At 61.7% G+C, this 14,560-nt stretch carries 17 protein-coding genes; 8 read left to right on the top strand and 9 right to left on the bottom strand.

Annotated elements, in window-relative coordinates:
• Genes NX778_RS22820 through NX778_RS22835 form a run of 4 tightly spaced genes read right to left on the bottom strand, consistent with a single transcriptional unit; the run spans position 1 to position 2,293 of the window.
• A complete protein-coding gene (locus tag NX778_RS22820) occupies positions 1-876 on the bottom strand; it encodes a fumarate hydratase (protein ID WP_258814105.1) in 876 nt (291 codons plus the stop codon).
• A 12-nt stretch (positions 877-888) separates the two neighbouring features.
• Entirely contained in the window at positions 889-1,245 is a 357-nt protein-coding gene (sdhC, locus tag NX778_RS22825; RefSeq protein WP_258814106.1) for a succinate dehydrogenase, cytochrome b556 subunit, read from the bottom strand.
• On the bottom strand, positions 1,242-1,583 hold the full coding sequence (locus NX778_RS22830; RefSeq protein ID WP_258814107.1) for a succinate dehydrogenase: 342 nt from the start codon (positions 1,581-1,583) through the stop codon (positions 1,242-1,244). Before NX778_RS22830 ends, sdhC begins: the two co-directional genes overlap by 4 nt.
• A complete protein-coding gene (locus NX778_RS22835; RefSeq protein WP_258814108.1) occupies positions 1,580-2,293 on the bottom strand; it encodes a succinate dehydrogenase/fumarate reductase iron-sulfur subunit in 714 nt (237 codons plus the stop codon). Before NX778_RS22835 ends, NX778_RS22830 begins: the two co-directional genes overlap by 4 nt.
• Positions 2,294-2,402: 109 nt before the next feature.
• Here NX778_RS22835 and NX778_RS22840 point away from each other — a divergent pair, with 109 nt between their 5' ends.
• Complete coding sequence (locus tag NX778_RS22840; protein WP_258814109.1) at positions 2,403-3,287, top strand: LysR family transcriptional regulator; 885 nt, start codon at positions 2,403-2,405, stop codon at positions 3,285-3,287.
• A gap of 177 nt (positions 3,288-3,464) precedes the next feature.
• Here the strand turns inward: NX778_RS22840 and NX778_RS22845 are convergent, their stop codons facing one another.
• Together NX778_RS22845 and NX778_RS22850 are read right to left on the bottom strand one after the other, a co-directional pair.
• A complete protein-coding gene (locus NX778_RS22845; protein WP_258814110.1) occupies positions 3,465-4,634 on the bottom strand; it encodes a UxaA family hydrolase in 1,170 nt (389 codons plus the stop codon).
• 54 nt (positions 4,635-4,688) lie between these two features.
• Positions 4,689-4,973 carry a UxaA family hydrolase gene (locus NX778_RS22850; RefSeq protein WP_258814111.1) on the bottom strand — a complete coding sequence of 95 codons (285 nt, stop codon included), beginning with the start codon at positions 4,971-4,973 and terminating at the stop codon, positions 4,689-4,691.
• A gap of 197 nt (positions 4,974-5,170) precedes the next feature.
• On the opposite strand from NX778_RS22850, the gene pyrC reads away from it, so the two are divergent.
• The 5 genes from pyrC to NX778_RS22875 all read left to right on the top strand — a co-directional run bounded on the left by pyrC (position 5,171) and on the right by NX778_RS22875 (position 8,917).
• On the top strand, positions 5,171-6,220 hold the full coding sequence (gene pyrC / locus NX778_RS22855) for a dihydroorotase (protein WP_258814112.1): 1,050 nt from the start codon (positions 5,171-5,173) through the stop codon (positions 6,218-6,220).
• Between the two features lie 5 nt (positions 6,221-6,225).
• Positions 6,226-7,011, top strand: coding sequence for a DUF3025 domain-containing protein (locus tag NX778_RS22860; protein WP_258814113.1), 786 nt, complete (start codon positions 6,226-6,228; stop codon positions 7,009-7,011).
• A 13-nt stretch (positions 7,012-7,024) separates the two neighbouring features.
• Positions 7,025-8,014 (top strand): Gfo/Idh/MocA family protein, encoded by a 990-nt coding sequence (locus tag NX778_RS22865; RefSeq protein WP_258814114.1) that lies wholly within the window; start codon positions 7,025-7,027, stop codon positions 8,012-8,014.
• Between the two features lie 132 nt (positions 8,015-8,146).
• The gene (locus NX778_RS22870; RefSeq protein ID WP_258814115.1) at positions 8,147-8,410 is read left to right on the top strand and encodes a hypothetical protein; all 264 of its coding nucleotides are present in this window, start codon (positions 8,147-8,149) and stop codon (positions 8,408-8,410) included.
• A 162-nt stretch (positions 8,411-8,572) separates the two neighbouring features.
• Positions 8,573-8,917 (top strand): hypothetical protein, encoded by a 345-nt coding sequence (locus NX778_RS22875; RefSeq protein WP_258814116.1) that lies wholly within the window; start codon positions 8,573-8,575, stop codon positions 8,915-8,917.
• A gap of 69 nt (positions 8,918-8,986) precedes the next feature.
• Here the strand turns inward: NX778_RS22875 and NX778_RS22880 are convergent, their stop codons facing one another.
• Together NX778_RS22880 and NX778_RS22885 are read right to left on the bottom strand one after the other, a co-directional pair.
• The gene (locus NX778_RS22880; RefSeq protein ID WP_258814117.1) at positions 8,987-10,105 is read right to left on the bottom strand and encodes an NADH-dependent flavin oxidoreductase; all 1,119 of its coding nucleotides are present in this window, start codon (positions 10,103-10,105) and stop codon (positions 8,987-8,989) included.
• 40 nt (positions 10,106-10,145) lie between these two features.
• A complete protein-coding gene (locus NX778_RS22885) occupies positions 10,146-11,132 on the bottom strand; it encodes an aldo/keto reductase (RefSeq protein WP_258814191.1) in 987 nt (328 codons plus the stop codon).
• A gap of 322 nt (positions 11,133-11,454) precedes the next feature.
• Here NX778_RS22885 and NX778_RS22890 point away from each other — a divergent pair, with 322 nt between their 5' ends.
• Positions 11,455-12,366, top strand: coding sequence for a LysR family transcriptional regulator (locus NX778_RS22890; protein WP_258814118.1), 912 nt, complete (start codon positions 11,455-11,457; stop codon positions 12,364-12,366).
• A 613-nt stretch (positions 12,367-12,979) separates the two neighbouring features.
• Here NX778_RS22890 and NX778_RS22895 read toward each other — a convergent pair.
• The gene (locus NX778_RS22895) at positions 12,980-13,429 is read right to left on the bottom strand and encodes a carboxymuconolactone decarboxylase family protein (protein ID WP_258814192.1); all 450 of its coding nucleotides are present in this window, start codon (positions 13,427-13,429) and stop codon (positions 12,980-12,982) included.
• Between the two features lie 163 nt (positions 13,430-13,592).
• On the opposite strand from NX778_RS22895, the gene sigJ reads away from it, so the two are divergent.
• Positions 13,593-14,468: an RNA polymerase sigma factor SigJ gene (gene sigJ, locus NX778_RS22900; RefSeq protein ID WP_258814119.1), complete on the top strand. Its 876-nt coding sequence runs from the start codon at positions 13,593-13,595 to the stop codon at positions 14,466-14,468.
• Positions 14,469-14,560 lie beyond the last annotated feature (92 nt).

A 14,560-nucleotide genomic window follows, 5' to 3' on the forward strand; every position in this document is an offset into this window, starting at 1 on the left:
TCAGAATCCGTAGGTGAGACCGTCTGGCGTGAAGGTCGCGGAAGCGCGGCGCGCCGAATGGCACTGCATGTTGACGGCAATCGGGTTCATCGTGATGTGGGTGGCGGCCAGCTCGATGTGCACCGCGAACGCGGTCGAGTCGCCGCCCAGCCCCTGCGGGCCGACGCCGAGCTGGTTCACGGCCTCGGTCAGCTCGACTTCAAGCTTCGCGCCCTCGGGATCTGCGCAGTGGCTGCCCAGCGCGCGCGTGGCGGCGCGCTTGGCCAGCGCCACGCACAGGTCCGAGGTGCCGCCCAGCCCGACCCCGACGATGGTGGGCGGGCAGGTTTTTCCGCCGGCATTGACCACGCAGTCGATCACGAACTCCTTGATCGCTCCAATGCCTTCGGCGGGAATCGCCATCTTCAGGAAGGAGTTGTTCTCGGAGCCGCTGCCTTTCGGGATCATCTGGATCGTCAGCGTGTCCGGCTGGTCGCTGAAGTCGATGTGCAGCACCGGGACCTCGATGCCGCACGAGGTGTGCTCGTTCTGGCGCGTCAGTGGATGCACCACCGACGAGCGCAGCGGATGCTCGCGCGTGGCGCGTTCGCAGCCCTTGCGGATCGCCTGCTTGAGCGCATGGCCGTCGACTTCCACGCCGCGCCCGATCGTCACGTTATAGATCGGCACCCCGGTGTCCTGGCACAGCAGGTTGTTGTTGTCTTCGGCCACGCGGATATTCTTCACCATGGTCGCGAGGATGTCCTGCGCGCGCGGCGCGGTCTCGGTTTCCGTCAAGCGCGCGAAGCCGCCCTTGATATCGGGCGGCAGCACCTTCAGCGCGCGGATGTACAGTTCTTTCGCGGCTTCTTCCACCGCCGCCAAGTCGACTTTCATTGTTCGTCTCCTTTAAAACACTAGCGCCAGGGCGAAGGCCATGCCGGTCATTGCGGCAAAGCCGGCGGTCAGCGCGATCAGGTTTTTGCGCAGGCCGTTCCAGCGGCCGAATTCGATCAGCAGCAGGCGGATGCCGCCAGCCATGTGCGCCGCCAGCAGCATCACCAGTCCCCATTCGCCGAACTTGAACAGCGGTTGGTTGGTGACCGCGATGAAGCTGTTCAGCGATGCCTCACCGGTGATCGCATGGCCCAACGCCCAGAAGTGCACCGGCAGGAACAGCGCCAGGCCCAGGCCCGAGAAGCGGTGCACGAGGAAGGCCCAGTAGGCCGGGTGGTTGCGCGCGCGGAAATCGTTCAGTCGCTTCATGCCAGCACCACTCCATAAACGGCGCGCAGGCCCATCACGAGCAGCAGCAGCGCGAACAGCATCGAGACCAGCCCGGCGGCGCGTTCTCCCATGACGCTCTCGCGCAGGATGCGCGCGAGGCCGTACGGCACGTGCACCGCGCAGGCCAGCACGAACAGGCCGTAGAACACGCCGAAGGCCAGGTTGCCGTGGGTCCGCCCGAGGATCTGTGTGCCGGTCAGCCCGCCGTGCACCGCGTAGACGATGATCGCAAGGTGCACCAGCACGAAGAACGACAGCGCCATCGCGCTGATGCGGCTCCAGTACCAGAGCCGGACTTCGGTGACGATATCGCTCATGCTTTCCTCCGCAGCGCTTTGACGGTGACGTGCTTCAGGCCCGCGATCGACGCGGTCGGCTCCAGGTGTTTGGGGCAGCGTTCGGTGCACGAGCCCTGCGTGTGGCAGGAATGGCAGCCGGCGTCGCCCGCCACCGCCAGAAGGCGCTCGGCATTGCCGATGTCGCGGACGTCGTTCACCAGCGTCCATGCGCGGTTCAGCGCGGCCGGGCCGAGGTAATCCGGGCGCCAGCTGACCACGTCGCACGAGGCGTAGCACACGCCGCAGCCGATGCATTCGATGCCGGCGTTGGCCGCCATCCGCATTTCGGATTTCGGCTCGACCAGCGCGAATTCGTCGTGCCGGGTCTGGTCGCCCTTGAAGCTGCCCTTGGCGCGCGCCCACTTGTCGAAGAACTCGGTCATGTCGGTGACCAGGTCCTTGATCACGGGGAGATTGGACAGCGGCGCCAGTTCCAGCTTGCCGTCCTGGGCGACGTTGGCCACGTGGGTGCGGCAGGTCCAGCGCGCCTTGCCGTTGACCGTCATCGCGCACGAGCCGCACATGCCGACCCGGCAGGCGTAGCGATAGGATAGTCCCGGGTCGATGCGGCGCTGGATGTGGGTCACCACGTCCAGCACGGTCTGGCTTTCCAGGCGCGGGACTTCGTAAGTGACGAAGCCGCCTTCTTCCTTGCCGCGCCAAACCTTCACTTGCAGATTGTTCGTCATGTCGAACCTGTTTTGTAGTGAGCTGCCAAGTCCATTGTCATGCAATGCATTTGCCAAAGAAAGCTAATCTTTATTTGTACGAGATAAAGAAATTCTTTATCATCATCCCATGGCATCCATTCGCATGTTCAAGACCTTCCTCGCCGTCGCGAAGTACGGCACCTTCGCCGCGGCCGGCAAGGAAATCGGGCTGACGCCGGCCGCGGTCGGGCTGCAGATTCGCGCGCTGGAGGAAGAACTCAACCAGGCGCTGTTCGACCGCGGACCGCGTTCGGTCGTGCTCAACACGGCAGGGCGCAAGGCGGTGCCGCAGGTGGAGGAGCTGCTGGTGCGCTTCGAGGCGCTGGCGAACGCGGACGACAGCGGCGAGCTGTCGGGCAGGGTGATGATGGGCGCGCTGGTGTCGACCCTGATGGGCTCATTCGCCGACGCGCTGTGGTCGCTCAAGCGCGAGCATCCGCGGCTCAAGGTGCAACTGTTCGTCGGACTGTCGAGCGACTTCGCGTACAAGGTCGAGCATGGCGAGCTGGATGCGGCGATCGTCACCAAGCCGCCAAGGCCGCTGGCCTCGAACCTGTTGTGGACGCCGCTCTACCACGAGCCGATGGTGATGATCGTGCCGCGCCGCCCGCACTTCGAGCTGCCGGCCGAGCCGCTGGACGCGCTGCGCGAGGCGCCCTTCATCCGCTTCGACCGCGACACGTGGACGGGGATGCTGGTGAAGGAGGTGCTGGCGCAGGCGGGCGTGACGGCGACGCATGATGAGCTGGAGCTCAACTCGGTGGAAGCGATGATCGAGATCGTGCGGCAGGGCTTCGGGGTGTCGATCGTGCCGCAGCTGGCGAACGTCCAGTGGGACAAGGACGGGGCGCTAAGGGTGATTCATGTGCCGGGAGTGACCACGGCGCGTAATGTCGGTCTGCTGGAGCGCACCAGCCACAGCCGCATGGCGTTCACCGAGGCGCTGAAGAAGTACTTCTCGATAACCGTATAAATAGTTACCTCAGACGCAGCGGTAACCTCAAGAAAAATAGTTACCCCCAAAACCGTCGTCCCGGCGGAGGCCGGGACCCATGCTGAGCGAGCAGGCTCGCGGCTACAGTGCCACCTGCACGCGTTCTATGGGTCCCGGCCTTCGCCGGGACGACGGTTTTTTTGAGGTTGCGGTGCTTTATGCGGACTCGTACAGGCGGGTCAGCACAAACTCACGGTGGCCCAGCGCTTCCGCAGCAGTCAGGCGGCCATTCGCGGTGCGCAGCATGCACTCCAGCAGCTTGTCGCCGGCGCCATCCATATTCAGCTCACGCTGCAGCAGTCCCGAGGTATCCACGTCCACGTGCTCGGCCATCGTCTTCACGGTCTTGGGATTCGCGCAAATCTTGATCACCGGGAGGATCGGGTTGCCGATCACATTGCCCTGGCCGGTCGGGAAGAAGTGCACCGCATAGCCGGCTGCCGCGCACAGGGTCACCATCTCGGCCGCGGCCGACGACGAATCCATGAACCACAGGCCCGGACCGGTCGGCGTCTCGGCCTTGTCCAGCACCCCGTCCACCTTGCACTTCTTGCCGATCTTCTGGATGTTACCCAGCGCCTTCTCCTCGATCGTGGTCAGGCCGCCTGCGATATTGCCCTTGGTCGGCTGCGAGTCGGACAGGTCGGAGGTCTTGTGGCGGTTGACGACTTCCTGATAACGGTCGAAGAAGGCCATGAACTTCTCCTTCACCTCCGGCGTCGCGCAGCGCGCAGCCACCAGGTGCTCGCCGCCGGTCAGCTCGGTGGTCTCGCCGAACACCAGGGTCGAACCGACTTCGTACAGCTTGTCGAAGGCATTGCCCACCGTCGGGTTGGCGCCGCAGCCGGAAGTGGTGTCCGATTCGCCGCACTTGGTCGACACCCACAGCTCGCTGATATTGCACACCTCGCGCTGCTTCTCCGACGCGTTCTGCACCATCTCGCGCGCAGCCTTGGAAGCGCGGTAGATGGTGTCGTGGTCGCCGTGGTGCTCGATCGCGAAGCCCTGCACCGGCTTGCCGGTCTTGGCGATGCCGTCTACGATCAGCTGGGTCCACTGCGGCTCGATGCCGATCACGATCACCGCGGCCACGTTCGGGTTCGAGCCGGTGCCGATCAGGGTGCGGAAATGCAGCTCCAGGTCGGCGCCGAACTGCAGGCGGCCGTACGGGTGCGGCAGCGCCATGGTGCCCTTGATGTTGTTGGCGACCGCCTCGGCGGCGGCGTTCGAGATGTCGTCCACCGGCAGGACGATGACGTGGTTGCGTACGCCGACGCGGCCGTTTTCGCGGCGGTAGCCGAGGAAGGTGGTGTCCTTGTTAATCATTTCTAATCTCCGATTCCTGAATTCGATTCGCTTGTCTTGGGCCCGCGCGGCGGCTTACCAGCGCTTGGTCTTGACGTTGTGGACGTGCAGGTGCTGGCCCGCCTTGATCGGCTGGACCACCTTGCCGATGTCGACGCCGTACTTGATCACGGTGTCGCCCACGTTCAGGTCCTTCAGCGCGATCTTGTGGCCGACCGGGATGTCGCTGCCGGAACGCGTCTCGATCAGGTGGTCCTGCTCCATCACCCAGCCCGTCAGCGCATCGCCGGTCTTGACGCCGTCGACCACCACCACCGTACCCACCGAATCACCATCTTCGTGCACCACAAAATGAATCATTTCTGTCTCCTTGTCCGGGTGGTTCTCGTTGAACCGTGAAGCCATCCTACTCCCGGGATTCATGCGTGTCAACTGGATCATCTAGATGAATATTAAAATTTTGTGGATGAGTCGCCGGGCCGCCGCAAGCGGTCGCGGAGCGCCCCGGCCGCCGCTGCGGGTAAAATAACGGGCACTCCGCTCTTCCAGAACCTGCCATGCCTGCCATCGATACCCAGCAAACCATCACCCTCATCCGTCCCGACGACTGGCACCTGCACCTGCGCGACGGCGCCCACCTGTCCAGCGTCGTGGCCCACAGCGCGCACCAGTTCGCACGCGCCATCGTGATGCCGAACCTTAAGCCGCCGGTCACCACCGTGGCCGCCGCCGCCGCCTACCGCGAGCGCATCCTGGCCGCGCTGCCGGCCGGTGTGAAGTTCGAGCCGCTGATGACGCTGTACCTGACCGATAACACGGATCCGGACGAGATCCGCCGCGCCCGCGACACCGACTTCGTCCACGCCGTGAAGCTGTACCCGGCTGGCGCCACCACCAATTCGGATGCCGGCGTGACTGACCTGAAGAAGTGCTACAAGACGCTGGAAGTGATGCAGGAAGTCGGCATGCCGCTGTGCGTGCACGGCGAAGTGACCAACCACGAGATCGACCTGTTCGACCGCGAAGCCGTGTTCATCGAGCGCGTGATGCGCCCGCTGCGCCGCGACATGCCCGAACTGCCGATCGTGTTCGAGCACATCACCACCAAGGACGCGGCCGAATACGTGGCCGAAGCCGAGGGCCCGATCGGCGCCACCATCACCGCGCACCATCTGCTGTACAACCGCAACGAGATCTTCCGCGGCGGGATCCGGCCGCACTACTACTGCCTGCCCGTGCTCAAGCGCGAGGAGCACCGGCTGGCGCTGGTCACCGCCGCCACCAGTGGCGACGAGCGCTTCTTCCTCGGCACCGACTCGGCCCCGCATGCGGTCGGCGCGAAGGAAGCCTCGTGCGGCTGCGCCGGCTGCTACACCGCCCTGCACGCGATGGAGCTGTACGCCACCGCCTTCGAACAGGCCGGTGCGCTCGACAAGCTGGAAGCCTTCGCGAGCCTGAATGGCCCGGCCTTCTACGGCCTGCCGGTCAACGAAGGCAGCATCACGCTCAAGCGCGAACCGTGGACGCTGCCGGCCACCGTGCCCTTCGGCGAAACGGCGCTGGTGCCGCTCAACGCCGGCGAACAGATCAACTGGAAGATGCTGTAAGCCGCATGCTGGCGCAGATCGACTGGTCGCGGCCGTGGCTCGATTCGGTGCGGCCTGCGTTCCAGCGCCTGCAGGGCGGCAGCGTCATCGACGCCTTCAACGCCAGCGCGGCCACGCTGGGCATCAGCAACCATCGCGGGCTGCCGCTGCGCTTCGTGCCGCAGGCCGCGCTGCCGGAAGGGACGGCCTACGAGGAATTCATCGGCGCCACCGGCTGCGTGCCTACGCGCGACAACCTGCACGACTTCTTCAACGGCCTGGTGTGGCAGACCTTCCCGCTCATCAAGCGCGAACTGAATGCGCTGCAGGCTGCGCAGATCGCGCAGGCCGGCGTCGGCAAGTCGCGTGGGCCGGCGCGCGATGCCGCCACCATCTTCGACGAGAACGCCGCGCTGCTGGTGGTGCGCGATGATGCCGAGGGCAGCGGTCTGGTCGAGGCCTTGCGCGGCCACCGCTGGCGCGAAGCGCTGTACGAACGGCGCGCCATGTTCGGCCGCGATGCCGCGCTCTGGCTGTTCGGCCACGCACTGATGGAAAAGCTGGTTGCCCCGCGCAAGGCGATCACGGCGCACGTGCGCGTGGTGCAGGCGCCGGCCGCATTCTTTGCGCTGGCGTGGGACGAGCAGCGCGCCTGGCTCGACCAGTATGTCGCCTCGCAGCTGCGCGAGCAGGGCCTGGCCGGCGGCGGTTTCACGCCGCTGCCGGTGCTCGGCGTGCCCGGCTGGTGGCCCGGCCAGGACGAAGCTTTCTATTCCGACGACAGCGTCTTCCGTCCCAAGCGGACGCAATGATCAGGAGATATCCATGACAACAACGGTTCGGTGGGGAATCCTCAGCACCGGCAGGATCGCGCGCGCTTTCGCCAACGCGCTGAAAGACACGCCGGGCGCCGTGCTGCACGCCGTCGCCTCGCGCGACCTCGCCAGCGCGCAGGCGTTTGCGCAGGAGTTCGGCGCGGCGAAAGCCTACGGCTCGTACCAGGAACTGGCCGATGATACGGATGTGGAGCTGGTCTACATCGGCACGCCGCACACGCTGCATGCGCGCGACGCGCTAATGGCGCTTAAGGCCGGCAAGGGTGTGCTGTGCGAGAAGGCGTTCACCGTCAACCGCCGCGAGGCCGAGGAAGTGGTCGCGCTGGCGCGCTCGAAAAAGCTGTTCCTGATGGAGGCGATGTGGAGCCGCTTCCTGCCGGCCCTGGCCGAAGTCCGCCGCATCATCGACTCCGGTGAGATCGGCCCGGCGCGCACCATCACCGCCGATTTCGGCTTTTACTCGGAAGCCGGTCCGGAGCACCGCCTGTTCAACCCGGCGCTGGGCGGCGGCGCGCTGCTCGACCTTGGCATTTATCCGCTGTCGTTGTCGGCCGCCTTGCTTGGGCCGGTCGAATCGGTGCGCGCACAGGCGGAGCTGGGACCGACCGGCGTCGACCTGCAGACCGCCTTCACGCTCAAGCACCGCGGAGGCGGCATCTCGGCCTGCAGCTGCTCGGTTGCCGCGCGCACGCCGTGCGAACTGACGGTGTCTGGCACGCGCGGCCAGGTGCGCATGAACACGCGCTTCCACCAGGCCACCTCGATCACGGTCACTCTCGATGACGGCAGTTCGCGCACCATCCCCACACCCTTCACCGGCAATGGCTATTCGTACGAAGCGATCGAAGCGCAGCGCTGCTATCTCGCGGGCCTGCTCGAAAGCCCGCACATGACGCACGGCGAGACGCTGGAGCAGATGGGCGTGATGGACGAAGTGCGGCGCCAGGTCGGCGTGTCGTACAGTGCCGACGCCGCGTAATGACGAGTTGTAAGCAATTGTCTGGTTCGTAAGCGATTGTAAAGGACGTCAACAGACACATGGGGTGGTCCGTTTTTGGCTCAGTAGCACACGATATGTGCTCTACCTGATAAACCACTAAGGATCATCATCATGAAAAAAGTCATCGCTACCCTGATCGCCGGCCTGTTCGCAACCGCTGCATTCGCGCAGACCCCTGCGGCCACCACCCCGGCCGCACCGGCTGCGAAGACCGAGCAGGCTGCTCCGGCCGCCGACGCCAAGGCAACGACCGACACCAAGGTCGCCAAGGCTGCGACCAAGCACAAGAAAGCCAAGGCTCACAAGAAGGCCGCCAAGAAAGCCGAAGCAACCGCGGCCGACACCAAGGGCGAGCAAACCGCCGAAGCCAAGTAATACCTGGCGCTTCAACGAAAACAGCCCGCACATGCGGGCTTTTTCGTATGCGGATCGCATCGCGCCGGACGCCCATCCGCGAGTTGACATTGGGTCGTGTCAGGCACGATACTCGGCGTAAATATCTTACCTTTTGCTTTCCCCAATTCACAAGGAGTGCCCATGATGCGTCGTGCATTACTGCTGGCCATAGGCCTTCTTCTGTCGCAGCCGAGCTTCGCCGATCCGGTGCCGGTGCCGGATTCGAAATCCTCTTACGTGGGCGAATGGAAGGGCGAAGGATTCCTGCTGACGATCCAGCAGAACGGCAAGATCCACTACAAGCGCAATCGCCGCGACTTCAACGCGGACGTCAACATCGAGCTGCAAAGCTTCAACGGCGATAACTTCGAGGCCGGGGTGCCTTACGTACACACTACCTTCGTGGTCAGCAAGCCTCCGCACCTGGACAAGGGCAAGTGGAAGATGACGGTGGACGGCGTGGAGCTGACCAAAGAAAAGCAGTAATTCCGCTTTCGGCCAAAAGCGGCCTTCGCGTAATGACGCGATTGGCCGCCCTTCTGGGCAGGTTGATAGTCAGATCACATTGAACCATCCTGGGGTTGCATCGATGACGGCCCATAGCTTGTGGGGGATCCTGGCCGGTACGACATCGCCAGCGGAAACGGACAGGTGAATATCACCCTCGCGACCTGAGCGCGCGTCCGCGAGCCAGTTCGGATTGACGACGAGACCCTGACCCACGACCACTAGTGACAGTCCCATGTCTATCGCGCTTTCAGCCTGGCTTGGCGTCCTAATGCGGCCCGCAGCCAACAGCGGCACGCGGCCATCGATGTGGTCGCGCAGGATGCTGACGATGGTGGCATCCGACCTCTCGGTGGTAGGTTTCTGGTCCAGTGCGCTGCCGAGCGATGCGTGGATGTAGCTCGCACCAGCAGCGATCAGTCGCGTGATCAGCTTAAGTGAATCGCTCATCTCCAAACCGCCATCGATGTTTTCCTCGACCGAAATGCGATAGCCGAGTGCGAATGGCCGGTTGGCGTGCTCTGCAATCGTGCGCTTGACGGCCGCTACCACCGCGAGAGGAAAGCGCATGCGGTTTTCCAATGAGCCGCCCCATTGGTCGCTGCGGCGGTTGGAATGTGGGGAAAAGAAGTTTTGGAGCAGGAAGCCATGGGCGCCATGGAGTTCGACGCCATCAAAGCCGGCAGCAATGGCGCGTCGCGTCGCATGCGCAAATGCGCTGACGACATCCAGGATCTCTTCTTCGTCCAGTGCCCGAGGCAGGATGGCTGACGCAAACGGCCCGCCATCGCCGACGACTGCGCTTGCGGCCACCACGTCGGAAACCAGCTCTGGCAGAGTTTTCACACCTGCATGAAAGATTTGCAGGATCGCGGGCGCGCCGCCGCTTTTGGCCGCCAAAGCCAGTTTGCGCAGGCTCGGAATAAAGCGGTCATCGTGCGCGGCGAATTCGCCCGTAAAACCAATGCCGTTGGCCTGCACGTGCGTGCAGCCGGTAATGACCAGGCCGACGTCCTTCGCCCGTCGGCGATAGTACGCATCTTCCTCATCGGAAACGGTGCCATCGTCGTTGCTGGCCCAAGTGGTCATCGGCGCCATCACGACGCGATTGCGCAAGAGCAGGCCAGGCACAAGCTCCATTGGCGCGAATAATTTTCTGTGTTTCAAGGGACTTCACCTTCAAGATAGCGTTTGAATCAAGCCGGGATCAGACTGTGTAGTCGATCTGGCTCATGTGTGCTTCGCCCATGCGGTCGCCGAAAACCGGATATTTGCCGAGCATGGTGTCGATCTCTAAAACATCAGCGGTCGTCAATTGCAGGCGCTGGGCACCGATGTTTTCGAGCAGGTGCGCCTCGGTTCGCGTGCCCGGGATCGGTACGATGTTGGGTCCCTTCGCCAGCAACCACGCCAGCGATACCTGCGCCGGTGTCGCCCCCTTCTTCGCGGCATATGCCTTAAGCCATTCGACGATCGGCATATTCAGCGCGAGAAATTCTTTCGTGAACCTCGGAAATCCGGCGCGGAAATCAGTCTTTGCATCGAACTTCGTGCTCGTATCGATCACGCCCGTCAGGAAGCCAGCGCCGACCGGCGACCATGGCACGAAGCCAATGCCCAGTTCATTGCAGGTCGCGAGAACGCCATTCAATTCAACATTGCGGGTCCATAGCGAGTACTCCGACTGCACCGCGGAAACTGGTTGCACGGCATGCGCTCGACGAATCGTTTTGGCGCTTGCTTCAGATAGGCCCCAATGCAGTACTTTGCCCTGTTTGATCAGGTCCTTGAGCGTGCCGGCAACTTCTTCGATTGGCACTGCCGGGTCGACGCGATGCTGGTAACACAGGTCGATGCGGTCGGTCCGCAGGCGTTTAAGCGATTCCTCAACCACTTTACGGATATGTTCCGGACGGCTGTTCAGTGCGATCGTGCCGTCGATCGCGAAACCGAACTTCGTCGCGATCCGTACCTTGTCCCGAACCGGTGCGAGAGCTTCACCGACGAACTCTTCACTGATGTAAGGGCCGTAGACCTCGGCGGTATCGAAGAAGGTCACGCCATTCTCGACGGCCGTGCGGATCGTCCCGATTGCCTGTTCCTTCTGGACAGGCACATTGTAATTTCCGGCGAACGTCATGCAGCCCAAGCCGATTTCCGACACCTTCATGGTTCCTAATATGCGTTGTTTCATCGTTTTCCCTTGTGTGCGTTGAATGGCTTTTCTCCCCTGCGCGTGCGCTGCACCGACTATCGGTCCGACTGCTGCGACCGTACCGAGCAGGACCGAGTGCTTCATAAATGTGCGCCGCCCCCGGTTTCCGAACGCTGGGTGATCGGGTGATGGCGGCGCCAGTCCAGCGTGTTTGTCATCCGTTGCCATGGTGCTGCCCTTGCTGAGTGTTAAAAGTGAATGTCGAAGTCGCTGCGGCGCAGTGCATGCATCGAATGTAACAGCGCTCGTTGCATATGATTAGGTGCCATAATCATCTTGTGCTTATAGGCAGAGGTTATGAATGGTAAAAGAGAGCATGGATGATCTGGTCGCGTTCACCACGGTCGCGACGCAGCAGAGCTTTACGCGCGCGGCAGCGCAGCTCGGAATTTCGCAACCCGCGCTGAGTGCGAAGATCACGGCGCTCGAAGCAAGACTCGGTGTGCGCCTGTTGACGCGCTCGACACGCAGCGTTTCCACCACCGAGGCAGGTGAAAGGCTGTTCAAGTCCATCGGGCCGCACTTTGACGGCATCGCGTCCGGACTGGCTGAGTTAAGCGAGCTGCGGGACAAGCCGGCGGGAAGCCTGCGCATTACCTCGGTTGAACATGCCTCGCAGACGATCCTGCTGCCGGCACTGGCCGCGCTGCTTCCTGACTATCCCGATATTACGGTCGAAATCATCAATGACTACGGTCTCGCCGACATCGTGGCGGACCGGTTCGATGCGGGGGTGCGCCTTGGTGAACAGGTCGCGCAGGACATGATTGCCCTGCGCATCGGGCCGGACTTCAAGCAATACGTGGTCAGTGCGCCGGCTTATTTCAAGAGGTACGGAAAGCCCAAGACGCCGCATGACTTGAACGCGCATCGTTGCATCGGATTGCGTCTTCCGACTTCTGGAGGGGTATGGTCATGGCCATTTCAAAAAGACGGGCGCGAATTGAAGGTACGGCCCGGCGCCCAACTGGCGTTCAACACGATGACTCTGCAACTCGACAGCGCCCTGGCCGGACTCGGACTCGGTTACCTCCCTGAGGATGTCGTAAAGGAACACCTGGCAGCCGGACGGCTGGTCCGCGTGTTGGCAGACTGGTCGGCACCAATGTCCGGCTACCACCTTTACTATCCAAGCAGGCGTCAGCCGACACCTGCATTTTCCTTACTGGTCAAGGCCCTGAGTCTTCAACGAGGCGAATTCCGAAGGAACTAGTCCTCTTCCAGATCACAAAATGACCGCTTCGGGTCGGATCCTGCCGATCGTGACAGTCTGAGATTTTTCCAGCTTGGCAAGATGCTATGCTGAGCCCAACGGCCGGGTTCGGCCACATGCGGACATTCGACAATTTGAAAAATTGGTCAATGTGGTGTCGCAGACCGATACATTGCACTTAACCTGATCGGAGAAGTGTCATGGCAACGAAACGCTATTGGTTCCCTGTACGACCTGCTAGAGGTGGCTGGGGATGGGGCCTCCCTGTAGTGTGGCAAGGGTGGGTGGTCTACTTGATTTTCTTCGTGCTGCTCATCGGGGGCTCGATTGTTCTGTCGCCTTACGGGACACTTGCAGTGGTGGCAAACGGTTTCGTTTCCGGAGGCTTTTTGCTTGCCATGGCGTTCTGGAAAGGGGAGCCACAGAGTATGCGCGACGACTCCTCGCCATGATGCGATCAGTCGACTGGCAGAACATAAAGGCCTTCTCTTTGTCAGTCCGCTTCGGGTCGGTTACAGACGTCCAGGTAGGTCTGCAACCGGCCAGAAGCGGACGTTGATGTCCTTCGAGATTAGCGTGCCAGAGAACAACGATGTTCCCCGCTAGGTCATTGCTAAACCCTCGCACGCGGCTTCAAACGGAAGCTGATTCCCATGCGATTGATCGCATTCATGGCGGCGATCACGATCGTTAGTTCGACCAGGTCTTTTTCTCCGAACGCGGCCAATGCTGCCGAATACGCCTCGTCTGAAGCATGGGTTTCGCTCACGCGTGTCACCTCCTCTGTCCACGCGAGTGCCGCCTGTTCCTTGTCCGAAAACAGATATGCGGCCTCTTCCCATACCGGCACAAGTACAATCTTATCCACCGACATCCCGTGTTTGATGAGATCGCGGGTGTGGACGTCGATACAGTGCGCGCAACCATTCAATTGAGAAGTCCTGAGGAAAACAAGGTGAATGAGTTCCGGTGCCAAAGCCGTGCCCGTCGTTGCATAATGGTGGAGTGCCCCCAGCGCCTTGGCGCCTTGTTGCGAAACTTGAAACCAGTTTGCGCGATTCATCATTCTGCTTCCTTTCATGCGTTATTGGTCATACGGCTGGCAACACCTGCCCGCCGCTGCACACAAGACGCGTGGCCTCGTGCTGCTGTGACACACCGAATGAATCTGTCACAACGGTCAGTGCCGGATCGTCTAGGAAGCTTTATTAATGCCCAGGGTAGCCATGGAGTCCGCCGATCTGCTTGTGTTCGAAGCCTTGCGCCCACGTCTTTTCTTGATCGCCTATCGTATGCTCGGCATGCGCGCTGATGCGGAGGACATCGTCCAGGATGCATGGCTGCGCTTTTGCACGAGCGCGCATGATGAAGTCAGGTCGGTTGAAGCCTGGCTAGTGACCATCACAACGCGGCTGTCGATCGATCGCTTGCGGAGCCGGAAAAACGAGCGCGAAGCCTACACCGGGTGGTGGATTCCGGAGCCTGTGGTCGAGCTGGTCGAACACACACCTGAGGCCGCTGCCGAATTGGCAAGCGACGTATCTGTCGCAATGCTCTGGGTGCTGGAACGACTGACGCCGGAGGAGCGCGCTGCGTTCCTGATGCGAAAAGTATTCGATCAGGAGTATGGCGATGTTGCAATCATGCTTGGCAAAAGCGAAGTCGCCTGCAGACAACTCGTCCACCGGGCGCAAGAACGGATACGCCAGGATAGTCCGCGTTTCACGGTATCGAAGAGTATGCATCGCGTCGTCCTCGAAAATTTCATGCAGGCGGCCGCTCAGGCTGATCGTGATGCAATGAAGACACTACTGTCCGTAGATGTCGAATACAGGGCAGACGGTGGTGGAAAAGTACCTTCCCTGGACAAGGTTCTGATCGGGACGGGACGCGTAGCAGGACTTTATTGGGCAGTTGAAAATGCTTTCCGTAAACGGGTCGCATATAGAATGGTGCGCGTGAATGGTGAGCCTGGGCTAATTCGCTACATTGATGGGAAAGTTGAATCAGTGCAATCGTTCTGCATCGATGCCGGTACAATTTCATCTATATACGTGGTAAGGAACCCAGATAAATTGCAAGCTATTCCTTCATTGCAGTAACTTTTCGTTTATTTGAGTTTTGTACCTGATGAGGGCAAGACTTCTGTTGCCACGATCAAAGAGGTGACCAAGTGAAGGTAGTCTGAACGTCT

The organism is Massilia terrae (assembly GCF_024753145.1).
In the GTDB taxonomy this organism is placed as follows: Bacteria; Pseudomonadota; Gammaproteobacteria; order Burkholderiales; family Burkholderiaceae_D; genus Telluria; species Telluria terrae.

Excerpts from the sequence above, each read along its gene's own strand:
- NX778_RS22870 (WP_258814115.1), top strand. The coding sequence starts at position 8,147 with ATGAAAAAAGTCATCGCTACCCTGATCGCCGGCCTGTTCGCAACCGCT.
- pyrC (WP_258814112.1), top strand. The coding sequence starts at position 5,171 with ATGCCTGCCATCGATACCCAGCAAACCATCACCCTCATCCGTCCCGAC.
- NX778_RS22840 (WP_258814109.1), top strand. The coding sequence starts at position 2,403 with ATGGCATCCATTCGCATGTTCAAGACCTTCCTCGCCGTCGCGAAGTAC.
- NX778_RS22885 (WP_258814191.1), bottom strand. The coding sequence starts at position 11,132 with ATGAAACAACGCATATTAGGAACCATGAAGGTGTCGGAAATCGGCTTG.
- NX778_RS22875 (WP_258814116.1), top strand. The coding sequence starts at position 8,573 with ATGATGCGTCGTGCATTACTGCTGGCCATAGGCCTTCTTCTGTCGCAG.
- NX778_RS22820 (WP_258814105.1), bottom strand. The coding sequence starts at position 876 with ATGAAAGTCGACTTGGCGGCGGTGGAAGAAGCCGCGAAAGAACTGTAC.
- NX778_RS22835 (WP_258814108.1), bottom strand. The coding sequence starts at position 2,293 with ATGACGAACAATCTGCAAGTGAAGGTTTGGCGCGGCAAGGAAGAAGGC.
- NX778_RS22860 (WP_258814113.1), top strand. The coding sequence starts at position 6,226 with ATGCTGGCGCAGATCGACTGGTCGCGGCCGTGGCTCGATTCGGTGCGG.
- sdhC (WP_258814106.1), bottom strand. The coding sequence starts at position 1,245 with ATGAAGCGACTGAACGATTTCCGCGCGCGCAACCACCCGGCCTACTGG.
- NX778_RS22890 (WP_258814118.1), top strand. The coding sequence starts at position 11,455 with ATGGTAAAAGAGAGCATGGATGATCTGGTCGCGTTCACCACGGTCGCG.
- NX778_RS22850 (WP_258814111.1), bottom strand. The coding sequence starts at position 4,973 with ATGATTCATTTTGTGGTGCACGAAGATGGTGATTCGGTGGGTACGGTG.
- NX778_RS22895 (WP_258814192.1), bottom strand. The coding sequence starts at position 13,429 with ATGAATCGCGCAAACTGGTTTCAAGTTTCGCAACAAGGCGCCAAGGCG.
- NX778_RS22865 (WP_258814114.1), top strand. The coding sequence starts at position 7,025 with ATGACAACAACGGTTCGGTGGGGAATCCTCAGCACCGGCAGGATCGCG.
- NX778_RS22830 (WP_258814107.1), bottom strand. The coding sequence starts at position 1,583 with ATGAGCGATATCGTCACCGAAGTCCGGCTCTGGTACTGGAGCCGCATC.
- NX778_RS22845 (WP_258814110.1), bottom strand. The coding sequence starts at position 4,634 with ATGATTAACAAGGACACCACCTTCCTCGGCTACCGCCGCGAAAACGGC.
- sigJ (WP_258814119.1), top strand. The coding sequence starts at position 13,593 with ATGGAGTCCGCCGATCTGCTTGTGTTCGAAGCCTTGCGCCCACGTCTT.